At 42.8% G+C, this 21,180-nt stretch carries 14 protein-coding genes and 1 pseudogene; 9 read left to right on the top strand and 6 right to left on the bottom strand.

The annotated features are described in order from the left end of the window. From ABF638_RS19020 to ABF638_RS19000, 5 genes are all read left to right on the top strand, one after another. Nucleotides 1-1,266, top strand: coding sequence for a glycosyltransferase (locus tag ABF638_RS19020; RefSeq protein WP_435024572.1), 1,266 nt, complete (start codon nt 1-3; stop codon nt 1,264-1,266). A 13-nt stretch (nt 1,267-1,279) separates the two neighbouring features. Then, nucleotides 1,280-2,440 (top strand): glycosyltransferase family 4 protein, encoded by a 1,161-nt coding sequence (locus ABF638_RS19015; RefSeq protein WP_435024571.1) that lies wholly within the window; start codon nt 1,280-1,282, stop codon nt 2,438-2,440. Then, nucleotides 2,441-4,237: an ABC transporter ATP-binding protein gene (locus ABF638_RS19010; protein ID WP_435024570.1), complete on the top strand. Its 1,797-nt coding sequence runs from the start codon at nt 2,441-2,443 to the stop codon at nt 4,235-4,237. A gap of 55 nt (nt 4,238-4,292) precedes the next feature. Further along, on the top strand, nt 4,293-5,273 hold the full coding sequence (locus tag ABF638_RS19005; protein ID WP_435024568.1) for a phosphotransferase family protein: 981 nt from the start codon (nt 4,293-4,295) through the stop codon (nt 5,271-5,273). Between the two features lie 266 nt (nt 5,274-5,539). Continuing rightward, entirely contained in the window at nt 5,540-7,072 is a 1,533-nt protein-coding gene (locus ABF638_RS19000) for an iron uptake porin (protein WP_435024567.1), read from the top strand. Nucleotides 7,073-7,300: 228 nt separating this feature from the next. Here the strand turns inward: ABF638_RS19000 and glgX are convergent, their stop codons facing one another. Then, nucleotides 7,301-9,427, bottom strand: a complete 2,127-nt coding sequence (gene glgX / locus ABF638_RS18995) for a glycogen debranching protein GlgX (protein WP_435024566.1) — start codon at nt 9,425-9,427, stop codon at nt 7,301-7,303. 442 nt (nt 9,428-9,869) lie between these two features. Here glgX and ABF638_RS18990 point away from each other — a divergent pair, with 442 nt between their 5' ends. Next, on the top strand, nt 9,870-11,954 hold the full coding sequence (locus ABF638_RS18990; protein ID WP_435024565.1) for a TonB-dependent receptor plug domain-containing protein: 2,085 nt from the start codon (nt 9,870-9,872) through the stop codon (nt 11,952-11,954). 284 nt (nt 11,955-12,238) lie between these two features. Next, nucleotides 12,239-12,535: a hypothetical protein gene (locus ABF638_RS18985; protein WP_435024564.1), complete on the top strand. Its 297-nt coding sequence runs from the start codon at nt 12,239-12,241 to the stop codon at nt 12,533-12,535. A 314-nt stretch (nt 12,536-12,849) separates the two neighbouring features. On the opposite strand, the pseudogene ABF638_RS18980 reads toward ABF638_RS18985, so the two are convergent. From ABF638_RS18980 to ABF638_RS18970, 3 genes and pseudogenes are all read right to left on the bottom strand, one after another. Beyond that, a pseudogene (locus ABF638_RS18980) lies at nt 12,850-12,936 on the bottom strand (adenylyl-sulfate kinase); the annotation flags it as partial. A gap of 45 nt (nt 12,937-12,981) precedes the next feature. Continuing rightward, complete coding sequence (locus ABF638_RS18975; protein ID WP_435024563.1) at nt 12,982-13,950, bottom strand: sulfotransferase family protein; 969 nt, start codon at nt 13,948-13,950, stop codon at nt 12,982-12,984. Between the two features lie 70 nt (nt 13,951-14,020). After that, nucleotides 14,021-15,850 (bottom strand): calcium-binding protein, encoded by a 1,830-nt coding sequence (locus tag ABF638_RS18970; RefSeq protein WP_435024562.1) that lies wholly within the window; start codon nt 15,848-15,850, stop codon nt 14,021-14,023. Between the two features lie 20 nt (nt 15,851-15,870). On the opposite strand from ABF638_RS18970, the gene ABF638_RS18965 reads away from it, so the two are divergent. Next, nucleotides 15,871-16,110 (top strand): hypothetical protein, encoded by a 240-nt coding sequence (locus tag ABF638_RS18965; protein ID WP_435024561.1) that lies wholly within the window; start codon nt 15,871-15,873, stop codon nt 16,108-16,110. Nucleotides 16,111-16,382: 272 nt separating this feature from the next. Next, nucleotides 16,383-16,772: a hypothetical protein gene (locus ABF638_RS18960; protein WP_069074362.1), complete on the top strand. Its 390-nt coding sequence runs from the start codon at nt 16,383-16,385 to the stop codon at nt 16,770-16,772. Nucleotides 16,773-17,146: 374 nt separating this feature from the next. Here ABF638_RS18960 and ptsP read toward each other — a convergent pair whose 3' ends face one another. Together ptsP and ABF638_RS18950 are read right to left on the bottom strand one after the other, a co-directional pair. Further along, the gene (ptsP, locus tag ABF638_RS18955) at nt 17,147-19,657 is read right to left on the bottom strand and encodes a phosphoenolpyruvate--protein phosphotransferase (RefSeq protein WP_435024586.1); all 2,511 of its coding nucleotides are present in this window, start codon (nt 19,655-19,657) and stop codon (nt 17,147-17,149) included. 67 nt (nt 19,658-19,724) lie between these two features. Beyond that, a complete protein-coding gene (locus ABF638_RS18950) occupies nt 19,725-20,921 on the bottom strand; it encodes a hypothetical protein (RefSeq protein ID WP_435024560.1) in 1,197 nt (398 codons plus the stop codon). Nucleotides 20,922-21,180: the final 259 nt, after the last annotated feature.

Below are 21,180 nucleotides of genomic sequence, written 5' to 3'. Positions count from 1 at the left end.
ATGTCAATCCGTATTGGTTATGTCCTCAAACGTTATCCTCGCTATTCTGAAACCTTTGTCGTCAATGAAATTTTGGCTCACGAAGCGGCTGGCTTAGATATAGAAATTTTCGCCTTACGGCCACTATGTGACACTCACTTTCAAAATATTATTTCCCAAGTGCGTGCGCCTGTAAGTTATATCCGCAGGCCAATTCAAGGGCGGGTTAGTGAATCACTCAATAGTCTCGCACCTACAGCCGCTAGCTATTTTTGGGCAGAGTTACAAGAAGCAAGTAAAGTTATCCCTGACTTTTGGCCAAAACTGGCTTTCGCTCAAGGTGAACAAGCTAGCACTGTCTACCAAGCCGCATGGTTAGCGCGAGAAGCGCGAGTCAAAGGCATTACTCATTTACACGCTCATTTTGGGACTGTGGCTACTAGTGTCGCTCGGCTAGCATCTCACTTTACAGGCATTCCCTATACTTTTACGGCTCATGCTAAAGACATATTTCATGAAAGCGTGGAATTTGAAGATATGCAACGTAAGCTACAGGATGCGGCTAGTGTTGTAACTGTCAGTGACTATAATCTCAGATATCTGCACAACACATATAACTTAGCTGCAAAGCAAGTTCAGCGCATTTACAACGGTTTAGATTTGCGACAATTACAATATTCTTCTCCGGCTGAACGTCCACCATTAATTATCTCAGTCGGGCGGTTAATCGAGAAGAAAGGGCTATCTGTTTTGATTGATGCTTGTGCCATTCTCAAGCAGAGAAATTATCAGTTTCAGTGTCAAATTGTCGGTACTGGTTCTTTAGAATTGACCTTGCGTCAGCAAATTATAGATTTAGAACTGCAATCTATTGTGGAAATTGTCGGCCCGCGTCCACAAAATGAGGTGTTTCAATTAGTACAGAAAGCTGCTGTGTTTGCTGCACCTTATGTTATTGGCAAAGATGGTAATCGGGATGGACTACCAACAGTTTTACTGGAAGCTATGGCTTTGGGAACGCCCTGTGTAAGTACTGATGTAACGGGTATTCCTGAATTGGTGCGTGATGGCGAGACTGGGTTAATTGTGCCACAACATGATGCCGATAAATTAGCGATCGCACTTGGGCAATTTCTGACTAATTCAGCTTTGCGGGTTAAATTGTCAACCCAGGCTAGGCAATTAATTGAGTCTGAGTTTGATATTCATCGTAATACTGCAATTTTACGGAAATTATTTCTCACGCATACCGCAAGCGGAACTCGCAAAGTAGGCGCAAAAGCGTAAAGGAGGTGTGAAAATGCGAATTGCATACATTTGTGCTGATCCGGGTATACCTGTATTTGGTCAAAAAGGATGCTCGATTCATGTCCAAGAGGTGATTCGAGCGTTGCAAAAGCAAGGTAGCCAAGTCACATTGTTTGCTACTCGGATTGGGGGAGAATTACCCGCAGATTTAGCTAATGTTGTTGTTCATCAACTCCCAGTTATCCCCAAATTAGAACGGGCGGTGCGAGAGCAAGTTGCTTTAGCGATCAATCCTGATTTACGTTTAAATTTGGAAAGATTTGGCCCCTTTGACTTCATTTATGAGCGTTATTCTCTTTGGAGTTATAGCGCGATGGAATATGCCCAAGCTATGGGAATTCCGGGTTTGTTGGAGGTAAATTCGCCTCTGATTACAGAACAAGCACAGCATCGGGGTTTGATTGATCGTCAAAGTGCAGAAGAAGTCGCAAATCGGGTGTTTTCAGCTGCTACAGCACTGATTGCTGTTTCAGATGCAGTGAAAACTTACTTAATGAATTATGTGGACGGTAGCAAAGTTCATGTCATTCCTAATGGTGTCAATCCTCACCGCTTTTCTACCCTTCGTCCTACAACTCAACCAGAAACCTTTACAGTGGGATTTGTCGGTACCTTGAAACCGTGGCATGGATTGCCAATTCTCACAGAAGCTTTTAGTTTACTGTATCAACGTGTTCCCAATGCCAAACTTTTAATTGTTGGCGATGGGCCGGAACGGGAAAATCTGCAAATGGAATTAGCTGCACGGGGATTAGATGCTCATACTCAATTTACAGGTGCGGTGAATCCTGATGAAGTTCCTCAATTATTAGCAGCAATGGATGTCGCCGTTGCACCCTACGCCGCGCAATCCGATTTTTACTTCTCACCATTGAAAGTATATGAATATATGGCGGCTGGTTTGCCTGTAGTCGTGAGTCAGATTGGGCAATTGGCAGACTTAATTGATACAGAGGTGAATGGTATTCTTTGTCCTCCAGGTGATGCGATCGCTTTAGCAGAGGCTTTAGAAAAATTGTGGCGATCGCCTACTCTCCGTCATACTTTAGGACAGGCGGCGCGGCAAACGGTGATCGCAAATCATACTTGGGATGCGATCGCTCAAAAAATTCTCCATATAGCATCTCCATTGCCGATGGAGGTTAAACGATAAATGCCAAAAGCTCAAAATGTGCCTGGTTTGTGGGGAATCCTGGTTTATTTCTGGCCTGACATTCGTCCACAGTTCGGACTACTTTTGATTTCTGCGATCGCTTTAATTGCAGATGTCGGACTACGCGTATTAGAACCTTGGCCGCTCAAGTTTGTCTTTGATTATGTTCTCCTGCGTGGCGACAAGATAAATAATATTCCGATCATTGCTAGTTTAGAACCGATAACATTACTGACATTCTCAGCCGTTGCCGTCTTACTTATTACAGGTTTACGCGCCCTTGCTGCCTATTGGAGTACCGTCGGATTAGCAACAGTTGGTAGCCGAGTCATGGCAAAAGTGCGTAATCATTTGTATTGCCATCTCCAAAATTTATCTTTGGCATATCACACCAGAGCGCGTAGCGGTGATTTAATTATCCGTGTCAGTAGCGATGCTAGCCGTCTCCAAGAAATTATGATTACGGCAGCATTACCGCTAGTAGTCAGCATTCTGACTCTATTTGGGATGATTGGGGTGATGTTTTGGATGAATCCTAGCCTGACCCTACTTTCACTATTCACACTACCGTTATTTTGGCTAGTTACTAACCGACTCAGCCAGCGAATTAAAGATTCCTCATTAAAGCAACGCCACCAAGAAGGTGCTGTGGCGGCGACGGCGGCTGAGTCCATTGCTGCCATTAAATTAGTGAAAGCCCTATCCTTGCAAGACGCTTTTGCACGAGTATTTGCTCAACAAAATCAGCGTAGTCTCAAAGAAAGCGTCAAAACTCAACGGCTGGCGGCTCACTTAGAACGTACCGTTGATGCTGTGATTGCATTAGGAACAGCGATCGTTTTATGGTATGGCTCTTGGCTAGCGCTGCGGGATGCGTTAACACCTGGGGATGTGCTGGTATTTCTCACCTACCTAAAGAATGCCTTTAAGCCAGTGCAGAACTTCGCTAAGTACACCGGACGACTGGCAAAAGCAGCGGCTTCTAGTGAGCGCATTTTAGATGTATTAAATCAGCAACCCGATGTCTATGATTTGTCAGATGCAATCCCTGCGCCGATTTTCCGAGGTGCAGTGCGTTTTGATCACGTTCACTTTGCTTACGAATCAGGACAAGTTCTACTGCAAGACATTAACTTAAACATTCAACCGGGACAACAAGTTGCGATCGTTGGGACTTCTGGTGGTGGTAAGTCTACATTAGTCAGTTTATTATTACGGCTTTACGATCCAACAGCAGGGCGCGTAATGATTGATGGGCGGGATATTCGAGAATATACATTGGCATCATTACGTCCACAAATTAGTGTAGTTTTGCAAGATAGTCTCTTATTCGCTGCTAGTATTCGAGAAAACATTGCCTACGGGATTGCCGGGGTGTCTGATGCCGAAATCGAAGATGCGACTCGTTTAGCTAATGCTCATGATTTTATCCAAGCTTTACCGCAAGGATACGACACCCTTGTAGGGGAAAGAGGCGCAACGCTTTCTGGGGGACAACGCCAAAGAATTGCGATCGCTCGTGCTGCTATCCGTCAAGCTCCTATCCTGATTTTAGATGAACCGACTACGGGGTTAGATAAGGGTAATGAGAAGGCTGTGATTGATGCGCTGCAACAGTTGTCGGAAAATCGCACTACTTTTTTAATTACTCACGATCTTTATCTGGCAACTCGCGCAGATATGATTCTTTATCTGGAAAATGGGCAGGTGGTGGAACAAGGTACTCATCTGGAATTGATGCAACAGAATGGGCGTTATGCGGCTTTGTATCAAGTGCAGGGTTCTTTGAGGGTTTAGAGGGGAGTTTTTTAACGCAGAGGGACGCTGAGGTAAGCGCAGAGGTACGCAGAGTATGGACTTTAGTGATGGGAAGATGCCTTTTTTGGCGGATGCGGTTGATCGGTTGCGGGTGGAAGAGTGTTTTGGGCGGTGTTTAGCGATCGCTGCAAATTGTCGTGTGCAGAAAGTCCAAGTTATTCGTCATAAGTTGGGGCGGCGTTGTTTGATTGAATATGAATTGATTAATGATGATGGACAAATAATTACGCTCATTGGTAAGTTTAGGGCTAAGGGAACGGATTTTCATAGTTATGAATTACAGAAATCTCTATGGTTTGCGGGATTTGGTGATCATAGTCCTGATGGAATTTCTGTACCTGAACCTGTTGGGGTAATTCCTGAATGGCAAATGTGGTTACAGCGTAAGGTTGAAGGGGTTATTGCTACTCAATTTTTATCACAAACTAACAGTATTTTACCCGCAAAACTAATTGCTGAAGCTGCCCATAAATTGCACCAAGCGAATATTCCTCCTCGCCGTTCTCATACCATGTCAGATGAACTAAGAATTTTGCATGAGCGGATTCCATTAGTTACGCAACAATATCCACAATGGCAAGAACGCTTAGAGAGAGTATTAGAAGCAAGTAATCATTTAGGAGAAAACACTCTAGAAATAAAACACTGTGGTATCCATCGTGATTTTTATCCTGACCAAGTGATTATTAATAATTCTCGGTTGTATCTCATCGACCTAGATTTATATTGTGAAGGTAATCCGGCGCTTGATATCGGTAACTTCATTGGTCATATTCAAGAATACAGCCTTCGTATTTTTGGTAATTCCCAAGTATTACAAGAGTATGAAAATGTTTTAACTGAAAGATTTATTCAGCTTACAAGCGATAAATTCCTCACTGCAATTCAATCCTATACAACCCTAACTTTAGTTCGACATATTCATATCAGCACCCAATTTGCAGAACGTCGTCCTTTTACAGAAGCACTATTAAATCTGTGCGAACAGCGACTTGGGATAATTCGTAATTCGTAATTCGTAATTATAGGGTTTCTGAGTTAAGTGCAATACAGTAACCCCAAAACCCTCATGTAGAGACGCAATTTATTGCGTCTTGAAAGACCAATACAGACCTAACCCCCAGCCCCTTCCCTACAAGGAAAGGGGAGTAAGATTCAAAGCCTCTCTCCTTTTAGGAGAGAGGCTTGGAGAGAGGTCAAAGTCTATTACATACAAACGAGAATCGCTATATCTGTCACCCTATTTTTGCGAACTGGTAGTATTTTCAGGAGATAGTATTGATGGGTTTGATTTTTTTGCAGAAAATTTACTTGATTAGTTTAATCATTTCCCTTATCTTGAGCAGCATCAATAAAGCTAATGCAACTACTAAACCCGCATTAATAGAAAATAATCAATTAAATAAAATTACATCAGTTTCTCAGTTGTCGGATATTAGTGTTGATAGTTGGGAATTTAAAACACTACAAGCATTGATTGAGCAATATGATTGCGTTAGTCACACTAATCCTGACAATCAAACTCTGAATAGATATCAATTTGCTACTAAATTAAATATTTGCGTAACACACATAAATGAGTTAATCACTAATGGTAAAATAAATCGAAAAACTTTAACTACTATTCAAAAATTACAAGCAGAGTTTTCGGCAGAATTAGCAACTTTTACAAATCGCATCGATTTATTAGAAAACAAAGTGAATGCATTGCAAGCACAACAGTTTTCACCCCAAGTTGAGTTAGAGGGAGAGATTATCTTTGCAATGACTGGAGTTGCTGGTGGGAAAAAAGCCAACAGTAGAACCAAGCAAATCAATGATAATTTAGTGTTGAGCGATCGCGTCCGTCTTAGCTTAGAGACAAGTTTTACCGGCAAAGACAACTTACAAATACGCTTGCAAGGACGCAATACGCCAGAATTGGCAGATTTTACTGGAACTAAAATGGCCAATTTGGGATTTGATGGCGACGATGACAATGAGATGGAAGTAGATGAGATAGATTATAAATTTCCACTAGGTAAGCAAACTCGCATAACCTTGTACGCTTTGGGAGGAGGATTAGGCGATTTTGTTCCTAGTGTCAATCCTCTTTTTAGCGGTAGTGGAGACGGATCGATTTCTACATTTGGACGAGAAAATCCAATTCGACGACAAGGTGGCGGTGCAGGTATCGGTATTTCTCATAATTTAAATGACTCTCTGAATCTGTCATTGGCATACGTCACCAGCGATGCAGCTAATCCAGAGAGGGGAATTTTTGCTAGTCCTCATGGTGCGATCGCTCAAATCACCCTTGAACCCACCAAAACAACAGCACTTAGCGTTACCTATATCTACTCTTACAATAATGTGAATACCGGAACCGGCAGCGAATTAACCAACAATCCCTTTAATAATCAGGCAGATGCCATTACTGCGAATTCCTTTGGTGCAGAAGCCGCTTGGCAACTTAACCCAAGTATCACCCTTGGGGGCCGAGTTGGTTTTATTCATGCGACAGCAGAAGATTTAACAGCAACCCCAAATGCTTTTATCTCCACATGGGCGTTACTACTATCAATCAAAGATATTGGGCAAGAAGATAGCTTTGCCGGATTTGTGGTAGGTCAACCGCCTAAAGTAACTGATAATAGTTTCGGTGATACCTTTGAAGATGAGGATACATCTTTACATTTAGAAGCTTTTTACCACCTGCAAATCACAGATAATGTAGCGATAACTCCGGGTTTATTTGTCATCACGAATCCTGAAAATAATAATAGTAACGACAAAATTTATGTTGGTACGATTCGGACAACGTTTACCTTTTAACTGCAAAAAATTAGATGCTCCGCCTTAGCCAGTAAAATTAGGTCATTGATAAAAAGGATTAACCATTTTATCTCATCCATAAATAGAACTAGAGTTTCTTGTACAAAATCAAAGTCCCCCTTTTTAAGGGGGGTTTAGGGGGATCTAAAAGGTTTTTCTACCGACCAGAGGACTTTTAAAACATCCTCTAAGGGGGAAGTTCGAGTGGTATTTTTTCTCCTCACACTGCTAACTGATCAGGCGTAATACCATCAAAGATCGATCTGTAACTGGTACACTTTGAGAACCTGAAACTAACTTTCCCCGATCTAAAAAGCGAGGTTCATTAGTGTCAATTACTATCTCCCATACCTTTTCTTTAAATTCATTGGGTAAAGCAAACTCAATTAACTCATAATGAGCGTTAAAAAATAGCAGAAAACTTTCATCAATAATCCGCTCACCACGATCCCCTGGAGTAGCAATTCCCTGCCCATTCAAAAAAATCTCCATTACTTTGGCATAACTAACTAGCCACTGCTTCTCAGTCATTCCACTGCCATCAGAATTAAACCAAGCAATATCATTAATGCCTAAACCGTGGATGGGGCGACCTTGAAACCACTTACGCCGTCGGAATACTGGATGTTGATGGCGAAAATTAATTAGTTCACGTGTAAAGTCTAATAAATCCGAGTTCGCTTTATGCAAATCCCAATGCCGCCAGGAAATCTCATTATCTTGGCAGTAGACATTATTATTTCCCTGTTGACTACAGCCAATTTCATCCCCCTCTAATAGCATTGGGACACCTTGAGATAGCATTAGGGTTGCTAAAAAGTTTCGTCGTTGCCGTTCGCGCAAACGCATTACTTCTGGATCGTCGGTTTCGCCTTCTACACCACAATTCCAGGATCTATTATGGCTTTCACCATCTCTATTATCTTCCCCGTTTGCTTCGTTATGCTTTTCGTTATAGCTGACTAAATCATTTAATGTAAAACCATCATGAGCAGTTATGAAATTAATACTTGCATTGGGGTTGCGCCCGTTAGTTTGATATAGGTCAGGGCTACCGGTAAAACAGTAAGCAAATTGTCCTAAACTATCATCTACACCACGCCAAAAATCTCGTACTGTATCCCGATATCTTCCATTCCATTCAGACCAACGCAGTGGAAAATTCCCAACTTGATAGCCGCCTTCTCCTAAGTCCCAAGGTTCAGCAATAAGCTTCACATCTGCTAAGATTGGGTCTTGATGAATAATATCAAAAAAGGCTGATAGGTTATCTACCTCATATAATTCCCGTGCTAGCGCCGAGGCCAAATCAAATCGGAAGCCATCTACATGCATTTCCGTTACCCAATAGCGCAGGCTATCCATAATTAACTTCAGAACTTGAGCATGACGCACATTCAGAGAGTTACCACAGCCTGTAAAATCCATGTAGTAGCGAGGATCATCCTTTACCAAACGGTAATATACAGAATTATCAATACCTCGCAAAGATAGCGTTGGCCCGAAATGATTTCCTTCGCCAGTGTGGTTGTAGACTACATCTAAAATCACTTCAATTCCAGCAAAATGTAATGCTTTAACCATTTGCTTAAATTCAGTGACTTGTTGTCCCCCAGTCCCACTAGCACTGTAACTAGAATAGGGGGCAAAATAGTTGATGGAATCGTAACCCCAGTAATTCCTTAATCCTTTATCTTCTAAATGTCCTGGATGAGATAGAAAGTGATGTACTGGCATCAACTCAACTGCTGTAATTCCTAATTGCTGTAAGTGTTGAATTGCAGCCGGATGCGCTAACCCTGCATAAGTGCCACGTAACTCTTCTGGAATACCTGGATGTAGTTTGGTAAAACCTTTGACATGAGTTTCATAAATAACAGTTGTATGCCAAGGTGTATTAAGCCGTTTATCATCTTCCCAATCAAAAGATTGATCAACCACAACACACTTTGGCATTATTTTGGCATCATCTATTTCAGAAAAAACTAAGTCTTTTTCTGGAGCATCTAAAGAGTAGCCAAAGACAGCTGGATCGTTACTAAATTCACCGTCAATTGCCTTGGTGTAGGGATCAATCAATAGTTTGTTTGGATTAAATCGATGACCTACCTCCGGTGCCCATGGCCCATGTACTCTAAATCCATACTTTTGACCTGGGCCAACTCCTGGTAAGTAGCCATGCCACACAAAATTGTTTTTTTCTGTCAAAGGCACGCGAATTTCTTCGTCATTATTATCAAATAAACAAAGCTCTACCCCTGTTGCATTTTCCGAAAATAAAGCAAAGTTCGTCCCTTTCCCATCCCAAGTCGCACCTAAAGGATATACATTCCCTGGCCATAAAGTTACATACATAAGTAAATATTCAATAATTAGTTTTTCGGTAAATAATCAACTTAGATTTTTTTGAATAATTAATAATAATTAGTTGAAACTTAAAGTTACTAATAATTCGTTAAAATCACTAACGTTATAATCTAGCTTATTAAATAATATTATTTTCTCTATCATTAGTAATATAAATATCTATTCCTTAAGTCTGATAAATTGAAGCGTAGGGAAAGAGACTGGAGGAAAACTGCTATGTCTGTAACACCCTGTGCAATCCGTTCAGTAAGCGATGCCGAGACGCTACGCGAACACCAACGCGGGTGTTAAACCCTCACTGTTGCATCAACTTCTCACCCTGCTGTCTAAGCTGAACTGTGGAAATATGACAGCGTGTCTTTTGACACAATTTTACTATTATAGCAACAATGCTAAGTGGTGACTGTTTTTACTTGGTGTGAAAGAGAACGTGAAAAAGGATTTTTTGTTGCTAACAGTTGCTTTACCGAGTTTACTGATAGCCTTTCCTGGCTTTGCTGCTGAGAGTGAAATTAAGCAGAGAAATACTGATAAATCAACCGAAGTCATTTCAGATATTCCGAGTTTGAGTGAAATTGAGCTACCCGCTACTAATGCCGAATTATTAACTCAACAATCTGCACCGAGTGAAGTTAATCCAGAAACTCAGCCAGAAACAGAGCCAGATGATACAGACATTACTATAGAAGCGATCGCAGAACCAGACAACTTACCTCAATCTACCCCAACTTACGTAATTGATAAAGAAGAAATTCAAAAGCAGGGCGCTACAAGTTTAGCTGATATTTTGAAAAGAATGCCTGGCTTTGCGATCAATGATGTAGGGCATGGGGCAGATATTCACACAGGTACATATTACCGGGGAGCCTCAATTAATCAGTCTGTATTTTTGATTAATGGTAGACCAATTAACAATAATGTCAACACTTATCATGGTGGAACTGATTTAAATAGCATTCCGGTAGAGTCGATTGAACGAGTAGAATTATATAGCGGCACAGCCTCCGCATTGTATGGTTCCTCAGCCTTTGGGGGAGTGGTAAATATCATTACCAAGGAAGGTTATGGCAAACCTAAATTGAGCGCTAGTGCAGAATTTGGCTCGTTGAGTTTAAATAATCAGCAAGTGACTTATGGTGGTTCATCTGATAAAGTTAAGTATAATTTTAGCTTTGAAAGATTCTTTATAGATAACCGTTACCGCGTCCCTGTAGGTGCTGCAAATCGTGATGAGCAGGGCTTTTTATCGAATGCAGACACAGCTACAAGTACCTATTTTGGTAGCATTGGAGTAGATTTAGATAAAAAAAATTCATTGAATTTAGATGTTACTGCACTCAGCAGTCGTCGCGGCTTAATTTATTTTGGTTTTCCTCTGCAAAGGGATAGATTAGACCACGATGGTTTAAACGTTGGCTTATCTTGGAAAACTCGATTAGGTAATGGCGAAAGCTCTAACCTGACAACCTCAATTGGTTATAACCGAGATTATTTCAGCACTTATGGCCCTACAGGAGCATTTTACCGTACAGGAGCTTTAGATACACAACAACTTACAGCCAGAGTAGATCATGAGTGGAAAGTTACTTCCAATAATAAATTGCGCTGGGGATTAGATTTGAAAAACACCGACTTAATCGGTGATGTTTTGAGTACAAATCCTACTAGAATTGCCAATAACGAAACTGAAGATCGGAGTTTATTCAATACAGCTTTGTTTGCTGTCAATACTTGGAATATTAGCGATAATTTTCTGATAGATTTAGGGCTAAGGCAAAGCTTTGACAGTCAGTTTGGAAATTATCTCAACCCTAGTGTTGGGTTACGTTATGCCGTCACACCAATAGTAGCAGTGCGGGGAAGTTGGGCAGGGGGACAGCGCAATCCGGGGTTAGATCAGTTGTATGTTTATGATACAGTTCATGGTTGGGAACCTAATCCTGATTTAAGACCGGAAACTGGCTCTACTTGGAGTGCGGGAGTAGATGTCAATTTTTCTCAAAATCTGATTGGGCAATTTACCTACTTTGGTAGTAGTATAAGCGATCGCTTGGGAGTAATCGCCGGCAGATGGGAAAACATTGGACTAGTTGATACCAATGGTTTAGAGGTTGCATTGCAATTAAGAATTGCGGCTGGCTGGTCAACTTTCCTCAACTACACTTATACAGATGCTGAAATAAAAACAGGCTCAGAGAGAGGTTTACAGTTAGGTTTGATTCCCTACTCTGTGCTGCAAACTGGCGTGGGTTATGAAAATTCAGGTTGGCAGGCTAATTTGTATGTTACTTACAATAGTGGCACTCGCAGAGCCTTCTTTACAAACCCTGGTGACACGATTACAGATTTTTCGCCATCTTTCGTAAATTTAGATTTGAGCGGTCGTGTACCTTTAACTAGCAATGTAGGATTGACAGTTTACTTAGAAAATCTCCTCGGTGAGCAATATGAGCGAGTTAATCGCATATATAGCCCTGGATTCACTTTTCGTGTGGGTTTAAACGCCAGTTTTTAGGTGTTAAAATCTCTGCGTTCTCTGTGACTCTGCGGTTTAAAAGTTATTTATTGAACTACAGAGGCGCAGAGAACACAGAGATAAAGAGGAGCTTTTTGGTAAAGACGAGGTACCGCGATAATACAACATGGTGCTTTAGGTTAAAGTCGTAACGAACCCTACGGTTAAGGCAAGAGACGCGATGAATCGCCGTCTCTACAATAATCAATCAAAAAACCTTAACTGAAACGGATTGTAACGCACCCTATTTAAAATTTATTTTTAATCCGAAATCTAAAATTGCTATGAGAGCCAGAATTGAAAATAAAGTCCTTTTAATCCACCACGAAGATTTACCAGAGTTTAAGAAGGGTGGTTCAGTAGTGCGGAACTCTTATTTCTGGGCGCTACGTTCAATTGCTGGTCAAGCTTCGCGTTATCGTGATTGGGAATACGAACCGGAAGTTTGGCTAGCGCTTTCACGAATGCTTTTGTCGTTTGCTGAATCTGGCTATTTGGGTATTAGAGAAACCTTGCTGGAGTTTCCTTTATCTCAAGGGGAAATTCCTAGTTTGCTGCGAGATGTATCCACTTTTGAGTAGGGTTGTTGCCGCGAAGATTAATTAGAGTTTCAGCTTAGATTATAAATTATCAATTTTTAATAATTAAAATTTTTTCATATATTAGAGCTTGGCATAAAGCAATACGCTTGGGTTAAAGCCAAAAACCTTAAACTGCGTAGGTTGGGGAGCCACTGCGCCCTTGCGGTTTCCCGACTTGTTCGCGCAGCGTCTCCCCTTGGGAGAAGCAAGTGGCGTTTGAGGAACGAAACCCAACATTTATCGGGCTTTGTTGGGTTTCACTTCCCTACGGGACGCTGTTCGCGTTCGTTCAACCCAACCTACGATTATTCTTAACCCAAGCGTATTGTGGCATAAAGTCCTTTTACATCACGGAATTCACAAACTGCAAGTGGAGCATTTACATAAACTTCGACAAAATCAACAGTATCGAACCTTTAGTTATTAGCGATCGCTAAGGGTTAAAATCATCTCACGTTTGAAAAAACACTAGATCCGTTTGCCTTATTTCCCACCTCTAGCGGGGGCGCTAGGGGAATCTTTGGCTGGGCGACAATCACATTTGCTAGACTACTGCTGGTGGGAGTTTCCCAGAAAGATAAACCCTCATATTGAGCGAATAAATCAGGGGGTAAAACGGTTGCACGAGGTTGAAACTCGACTTTTGAGCGGACGTGATGCAGTCCCTCTGTATTCAGTCGGCGATCGAATTCGTTGGCTTCATACTGCACATTGCTAAAATCATGCTCAAAGGGTTCTTCACCCAGAAATTGATAAATCAGCGATAAGGTTTTATCAGGTGCTTGGCTTAAGATGTCGTAGTCAACCAAGAGTAAAGATTCACTATATTCGCTATAAAAAGCTTCTTTGAGAGCGTTATAAGCAAACCCGACTAACCTTCCCGACTGACTTAAAGCTTCGGTGCGCGTGTAAACGGTAGAACGTTCACCAGGATTATTGAATAAACGCGACACATCAAAAGCATTTTTCCTGATTAGTCGTTCCACACTATCCATTATCCAAGCGACATTCCGCACGCAGCAAATCACTTTCGCATCGGGAAATAGCTGGTGGATTAAAGGCAATTTGCTACACCAAAGGCGATTGGTATCGAAGATAACTGCTTTATCTGCTTGCTGCTGATAGAAAGTTGAAAAAATCGTTAAAGTTAGAGCTTGTTTTTGTTCTGGTGTAATAAAGACTGAAAACTCATTATCTGCACTCATGGCTTCCAGCATACTGTTGACCAGACCCCCAACAGGACTGCTCATGTTGGCGTGAAATCGGGGATTTTGCCGCAGCAAAGCTCCGAGTAAGGTAGAACCCGAACGGGGTAATCCAGAGATGAAGTGTAATTTCGGTTGTATCATTTTACCAACAAATAAATTACTACTACTTGTGGTGTGAACATCTTGCCCTTGGCTATGGGCGGACAAGATGTCCACCCCACAAGAAAAATTGGATGTTTTTTATTTGGAAGTCCCTAATTAGATGAGTTTGCCCTAGTTAGGCGATAATCTGAAAATCGCTGGCATTCAGTGCGGGGCTGCCTTGAATGGTGGCAAATCGAGTGAACCTCAGTGACAAAGGATTGTCAGAGATGTAGTTCAAGCCTCCGGTCTCTAAGTTGTAAACAATATTGACTGGGCCGATACTCCCAAGAAGGTTGCTCAGGGCATTGGTATTCTGGACTACTCGAAACTCACCAGTTTGACTGAATCCATTGCCAACCGCACTACCAATCCCTGTGAAAGTGGTTTTAGATAGAACGATTTTGTCAGTACCTCGCACAAAATCGGTGATGGTATCTAGTCCCACTAGTTCGGCGTTAGCTTGGGTGAACCGTTCTCCAGAATTGAAAGTAAAGCGATCGCTCCCAGCACCGCCAATCAGGGTATCATTGCCTGCACCACCGTTGAGATTATCATTGCCGAGGGAGCCGTAGAGGATGTCATTGCCAGCATCACCGTTTAGGCTGTCGTTGCCCTGACCTCCAAGCAAGATGTCATTGCCGCCACCGCCGTTTAGGGTGTCGTCGCCAGCACCCTTATCAAGGACTTCGCTGCTGCTGGTGCCAGTGAATAGCTGATTACTGGCGTTGGGGTCAGCCACAGTGTTAATGGTGCCAAATACGTTGTCGCTATTATCACTATTATCGTTATTATCATCATCGCTGTCAGAATTACCTGAGTAAGTTGGCTCCGTCCCCTCAGAGACAACAGTAGGCAAAGTGTTGGGCATCCCTTGGTTGTTGCCGTTGGTATTGGTAGTGGACTTCATGATGAACAATGCCCCTCCAAAGCCTTTAGCCGGATCATTAACGCCAATGTCCAGAGTCCCACCTTGAGCTACGTTGTTATTCAGATTGACGGAATTGAGGGTGAGGGTGCCACTACGGATAAAAATAGCACCTCCCATACCTGCGCCGTCGTTGCGGGTGAAGTTGCCGAAACCGGCACCGAACCCGTTCTTGCCCAAGCGACCCTCGCGGCTGCCATTGCCGCCGTAGCCGCCGCCATAGCCGCCGTCGCTACCGTTGGTTCTGGCGTCGCTTAAGCCGGCGCCCAAGCCGCTGCCGCTGCCGCCGCCGCCAAAGCCGCCGGCGCCCAAGTCGCTGCCGCTGCCGCCGCCACCGCCGCCGCCGCCAAAGCCGCCATTGCCACCGCCGGCGCCGCCACCGCCACCGAAGCCGCCATTGCCACCTGGGGCTTTGCCGCCGTAGCCGCCGTAGTTCCCATTGCCACCATAACCACCGTCAGTACCAATTACACCAAAATTAGCATTTTCACTAATGCTAGAACCAAACAATCCCCCGCCGCCGCCTTGAGCCCTGCCGAACATACCACCGCCACCGAACATTCGCTCGTTTACGCTTCCCGCGTTGCTCTGGCCACCTTGCGCTTTGTTGTTACTAAAAGTCACATTGCTCAAAGAGACATTGCCATCGTAGATGAACATCCCTCCTCCCATTCCCGCACCGCCACCGCCACCAGCGCCGCCATCCCCTCCTTTAGCGATGCTGTTGGTAATAGTCAGGTCGGAGAATTTCACGTTTCCAGACTTGATGAAGAAGGGACGCAAATCTTCATAAGGATCTTCATAAGTATCAGTTTTTCCATTGTTGTTGGCATCGCCACTGACGGTCTTGCCGTTGCCGATGACCACGATATCACTGTTGAGCAGGGTCTTCATCACGCTCGTTATTCTGATGTTCGATTTGAACTCGATCGCATCAGTCCCGGCATTGCGGTTGGCTTGGAGGATAGCATAGCTGAGAGTGCCTACTGTGTCGCCATTTCCGTTGTCGGTAGTTTGGGTGACTTGATACAGTGTCATAGATTTAACCTCTTTTTTCTTTGTTTAACGATTCAATAACTGCGATTATTCATTGGGCATTGAGTACCGCAAAAGCTATTTCGGCGACTATATTTGCTATTTCGGAGAACTCAAAAGTTATTTCGGGGACTACATTTGCTATTTCTGCGATCGCATTTGCTATTTCTGCGATCGCATTTACTATTTCTGCGATCGCATCTCGCAGAGAAACAATCCCAAACCCTTACGTTTTCTTAATTACTTGTATAGTTTTATATTAACTGTCTACTACGCACCAATTTACAGCTTATCAACAGGTTAATCAAGGGTTCTTATAAAACATCCTACTTTTCCCACTTAATCACGTAAAAAATATTGCGGTTAATTATACTTTTTTAGCACTTAGTAAATAACTTGCACTCATCGGGCACTCAAATGAGGTTCAATCCGTCACGATTAGCCATCATAGACAAACCCTAGTGAACAGTAGTGTTGAAGCAAGGGTAGTTGTGAGAAAACAATTAAGATGCAGCAGTTAGTGTAGGAGAACAAGGTGAAAATAACGATTATTGCTAAAACATTAATTACATCCATAAGTTTGTTAGCTTTATTTGCCCCAAGTCAAGCATCGGCTCAACTTATACCGCAACCTTGGGTTTCAGTTGGTGGAAAAGATGGTGATGTAACCTATGCTGTAGGAGCTAGGGCTTTGGATTTCGGGGTTGAGATTGGAACTGGCCCTGATGGTGCTACGGGAGTAGATGTTTTGAAATTTATCAGTTTACCTGTAATTTCACCTTATGTAGGAGTTGGACTTTATTCAGAGGATAAAGGTGTTGCAGTTTCAGGTGGCGTTCAGGTAGGTGCTACTGATAACGTTTTTGTTGGTGCTGGTTACAATTCTATTCGTGGATTTAATGGGCAACTGGGAATAAGATTTTAACTAATTCGTAATTCGTAATTCGTAATTCGTAATTATTGGGGAAATACTCGCGCGTAATTGTCTTTTTTGGTGCAATACGGTTCAGTTAAGAAAAATTGTAGATTGGGTTTCGTTCCTCAACCTAACCTACACAGTTTAGGTTTTTGGCGTAGGAAGAGAACTAAGTTCTTAATTTTGGATAAAGTCGAGCTTAGACTCCAACTAAGGGACTTCCAACTAAAAAAATATCCCATCGCTTTGGCAAGCAGGGGAAGCAGGGGGCGCAGGGGAAGCAGGGGAGGAAGAATCGAATGATCATCTTCGCTCCAAAATTGAATAATTTAATTTCTGGAAGTCCCTAATTCAATTACGAATTACGAATTACGAATTACGAATTATGCAGGTGGGGTAACTGAAGTTGAGATTAGTTCTCTGACATGAACTGCGGAATCTTGTTGTAATGCTGATGCCGCGATCGCTTCACTTTCAACTATACTTAACCGAGCGATCGCTTGCTTGACTCCAGGTATACCTTGAGGATTCACACTCAATTCATCCAGCCCTAAACCTAATAAAATTGGTGTTGCTAAAGTATCTGCTGCCAATTCTCCACATAATCCTACCGAAATTCCCGCCGTATGGGCAGCTTGGATAGTTTGCTGTACCATCCGTAACACCGCCGGGTGTAGCGCATCAACCAAATTTGCCACGCGGGGATTAGTGCGATCGCTAGCCATGACGTACTGACACAAGTCGTTAGTCCCTATACTAAAGAAGTCTACTTCAGCGGCTAACTGATCTGCGATCGCAACTGCTGAGGGTACCTCTACCATAATCCCCACTTTCATCGCTACATCAAAGGAAATACCAGCTTGATTTAATTCAGCCTGCACTTCACCCAAAATTGCTTTAGCTGCACGTACCTCTGTCACAGTGGCAATCATCGGCAACATAATCTTAATTTGATGCCCCACACTGGCTCTCAAAATTGCCCGTAACTGAGTTTTGAACAAATCCAAATGATCTAAACAGAAACGAATTCCCCGCCAACCTAAGAAAGGGTTAGCTTCTGGAAACCCGACTCTGATATAGGGAAGTGGCTTATCACCACCAACATCTAAGGTACGAATAATTAGCGGACGATTATCTAAAACTTGGGCGATCGCCTGATACACTGCTAGTTGTTCTTCTTCAGTGGGGGCACTTGTCCTATCTAAATATAGAAACTCGGTGCGAAGTAGTCCCACACCTTCTGCACCGCTAGCCACAGCAACTTGGACATCATTTATACTACCAATGTTAGCAAAGACGCTAACTTGCCGACCATCACGAGTAATTGCTGGTTGGTGCGCTGTAGCTCGTGCTTCCTGTTGGGCAGTTTGCCAAGCTGACTGCTTTGCTGCCAGTAAATCCAGGATATGTGATTCTGGTTCTACCCAAGCTCTGCCACTTTCACCATCAAGTGCCATAAGTGTACCATCTGCCAAGTGCAACACCTGGGCATCTACTCCCAAAACTGCGGGAATACCCAATGTCCGGGCGATAATTGCGCTGTGGGAGGTGGCGCTACCAGAAGTTGTACAAATACCCAACACCTTTGTCGGATCTAATCCAGCGGTGTCTGAGGGGGTTAAATCAGTCGCCACCAAAATCGCCGGTGACTCAAGATGGAGGTTAGCCGCAGCATTCCCAGCTAGTAATCGTAGTACCCTTTGCCCGACATCCACAACATCGTCAACTCGCTCTTGCAGGTAAGAATCTTCAAGTGTGCGGTAGGAAGTTGCTACTTCATCTACTACAGCTTGCCAAGCTGCTTCAGCATTTATATGGTTTTCTAAAATGCGTTGATGAGCCGCTTCCAACAGTACTGGATCTTCTAAAAATAGTAATTGGGCATCGAAGATGGCGGCTTCAGCGTCACCAATTTGCAGAGATGCTTGTGAAAAAATTGCTTGAATTTCCTGTCTAGCAGTGTTAATTGCTGCCTGTACTCGTTGCCACTCTGCATCAGGGTCATCTACGTGATATTCCGTAATAGAAATGTGAGTGGGTTGATAATGAACAACAGGTGCGATCGCTACTCCAGGAGAAGCTGCAATTCCCGAAAGTTCGCCGTGAGTTGCTGGGGTAACTTCATGGTGAAATGCTGGTGGAGAATTCAAGGCAACATTATCTTCACCAAAGTTATTTGCGAATAATGTCTGTAATGCCGTCAGCGCCTCATCTGCATCAAAACCAGTAGCAGTAATCAACAGTTCGTGTCCTTGACGCACCCCTAAAGTTGTGACTTGGTTAATACTGTCGCCCCTGACTAGTTCAGTATTTCTCGTTAAATTTCGCACCAGAATTTGCGATTGAAACCTAGCTGCGGTTGCGACAAACTGCGCTGCGGGACGGGCGTGTAATCCTAAGCGATTGCTGACAATCAGCCGGATTTCTCGCGTTGGTGATTCTACATTAGTTGTTGCTGGGGTGACAGTTGACAACGGCCTACTAACTACACCCAATTGAGTCGCTTTGGCTAAGAGTGCGCCGCGTGCTTCCGCCATAACTTGGTGAATATCTCTACCAGCCGCCGCAGCTACCACAGCAGCGATCGCGCCTTCTACTAGAGGTGCTTCACACAAATATACTTTTTGCTGCTGTGCTTCTGGTAGAAACTCGATTGCCATTTCTGCACTCAGCAAAGCACTACCCAAATCCATTAATACCAAGACACCATCATCAGAGAAAACAGAAGCGATCGCTTCATAAACTTGGATAGGATCTGTACCCAATGGATTTTCCGGATCTTCAATACCTGCTGCAACAGCAATGGAAACTTGGCCCTGAACCATCTGCGCGGCGAGTTCCCGCACACCCAAGGCTAGTTGTTTACTGTGAGAAACAATAACAATTCCGATCAATGCCACACCGTCAACCTTGTTGAGAGGTTTGTGTTTAGCTAGTTATCCATTTCATTTTCCCATTCTGCTACAGTTGCAACTGCCCGAAAATATTCCGGTCTTTCCAGCTAGAAATGCGAACAAAGTAGCCTTCTTTTACCGAAATACGTGGTGTCCACTCATAAACTCCATCGCTAGCAGTACGGGAAGAAATGTTTTGGATAAGTTTGTTCCCATCGTACAACTTAATCGAGACATCGCCATCAAAATTATCCCGCCACAATATTAAAAAAGGTTGATCCTTCTTTGGAAGTACTTTACCAACTGGTTGACTAATTGAGATTTTTGGCGCGACCTGATTTTTACGTTTCTTACGGAATCCCAAATAATGAGGTAAATGTCGGAAAGTAGGATTTTCTTGCAGATTAGACAGTTGGGGAACAATAATATTTCCTTTCTGGGAATTGAACAAATAAGTTGATCTGCCACCGTCAACGGTAATGATATCGCCTTTGACTCCTAATTTACGTAATAAATCGGCTGCTTCATCCAGAGTTGCTTGGTTCACCGTCATAATCAATAACAACTCGTCACCTTTAACACCATCTTTGTTCAGAGTACCGATGACTTGATACTTATTCGCTTGGTTTTGGGCTAATACTTTCGCCGGATGATCGCTATATCGGTAAGTGACGATAGCATTCTTCACTGCTTTTTGGTTAAGAGGCGCACCACTAGCTTGGTTGTAATCGGTAATATATGCCTGCTTCTCATCCCAGACTAAGGTTTTGAAGCGAATATTACGATAATATTTATCTTTTGGTTCCTTGATTGGGCCATAAGGACTATTGCCACCACTGATGACTACACCATTGAGTTTAATTGGAAAAGATAATTGAGTACTAGATTGATATTGCTCAAAAAAAGAACAATTAATTATTGAGAAAACGTTGTTTGCGTAAAGTTTTTTATATTCGTCTGCAACTTCAGAAAACAACTTATTTTGGAAAAAAGGGCTGTAATGTCCACCTTCTCCTTTATAATACTTACCTTCATTTAGACCCATATTATCTACCTCTCCGGTAATTTGGTCTATGTGCATTTTGCCCAGATCAATAACTTGTAAATATGCTTCATTACCATTCGTTAATTGTTTTTTATATAAAGCTGCACCGTCTAGAGCTTGGAGAGGCTGATAAGAAGATAGAGGGTTGAAAGTTTGGGCAATCCAAAGGCTACTCAGAATTGGCAGCAAAAAAAGCAAGAAATTGATTAGAGCATTCATCGACGCTTGACCGCAATTCCACAAAAAGTTGTCGTTACCACTTTAAGGCTAATGAGTTGCGATCGCATTACCATATACTAGACATCTCTATCTAAGCAAGAATAACAAACGCAGACATGATCTGATTTAGCCAATAAAACTTGTAAACCATCCGCAACCATGCCGAAAGTTCAGGAAAAAATTCAACATCTACTATATAGGACGCATATTTGATTTCTGAAAAAACTCAGTACAACTAAGAAGCCTTCTTGACTGTTGC

The sequence above is a fragment of the Nostoc sp. CALU 1950 genome (assembly GCF_051172895.1).
GTDB lineage: Bacteria > Cyanobacteriota > Cyanobacteriia > Cyanobacteriales > Nostocaceae > Nostoc > Nostoc edaphicum_A.
The sequence above is the reverse complement of the archived record's forward strand: the minus strand, read 5'-3'. Positions and strand labels throughout refer to the sequence as shown.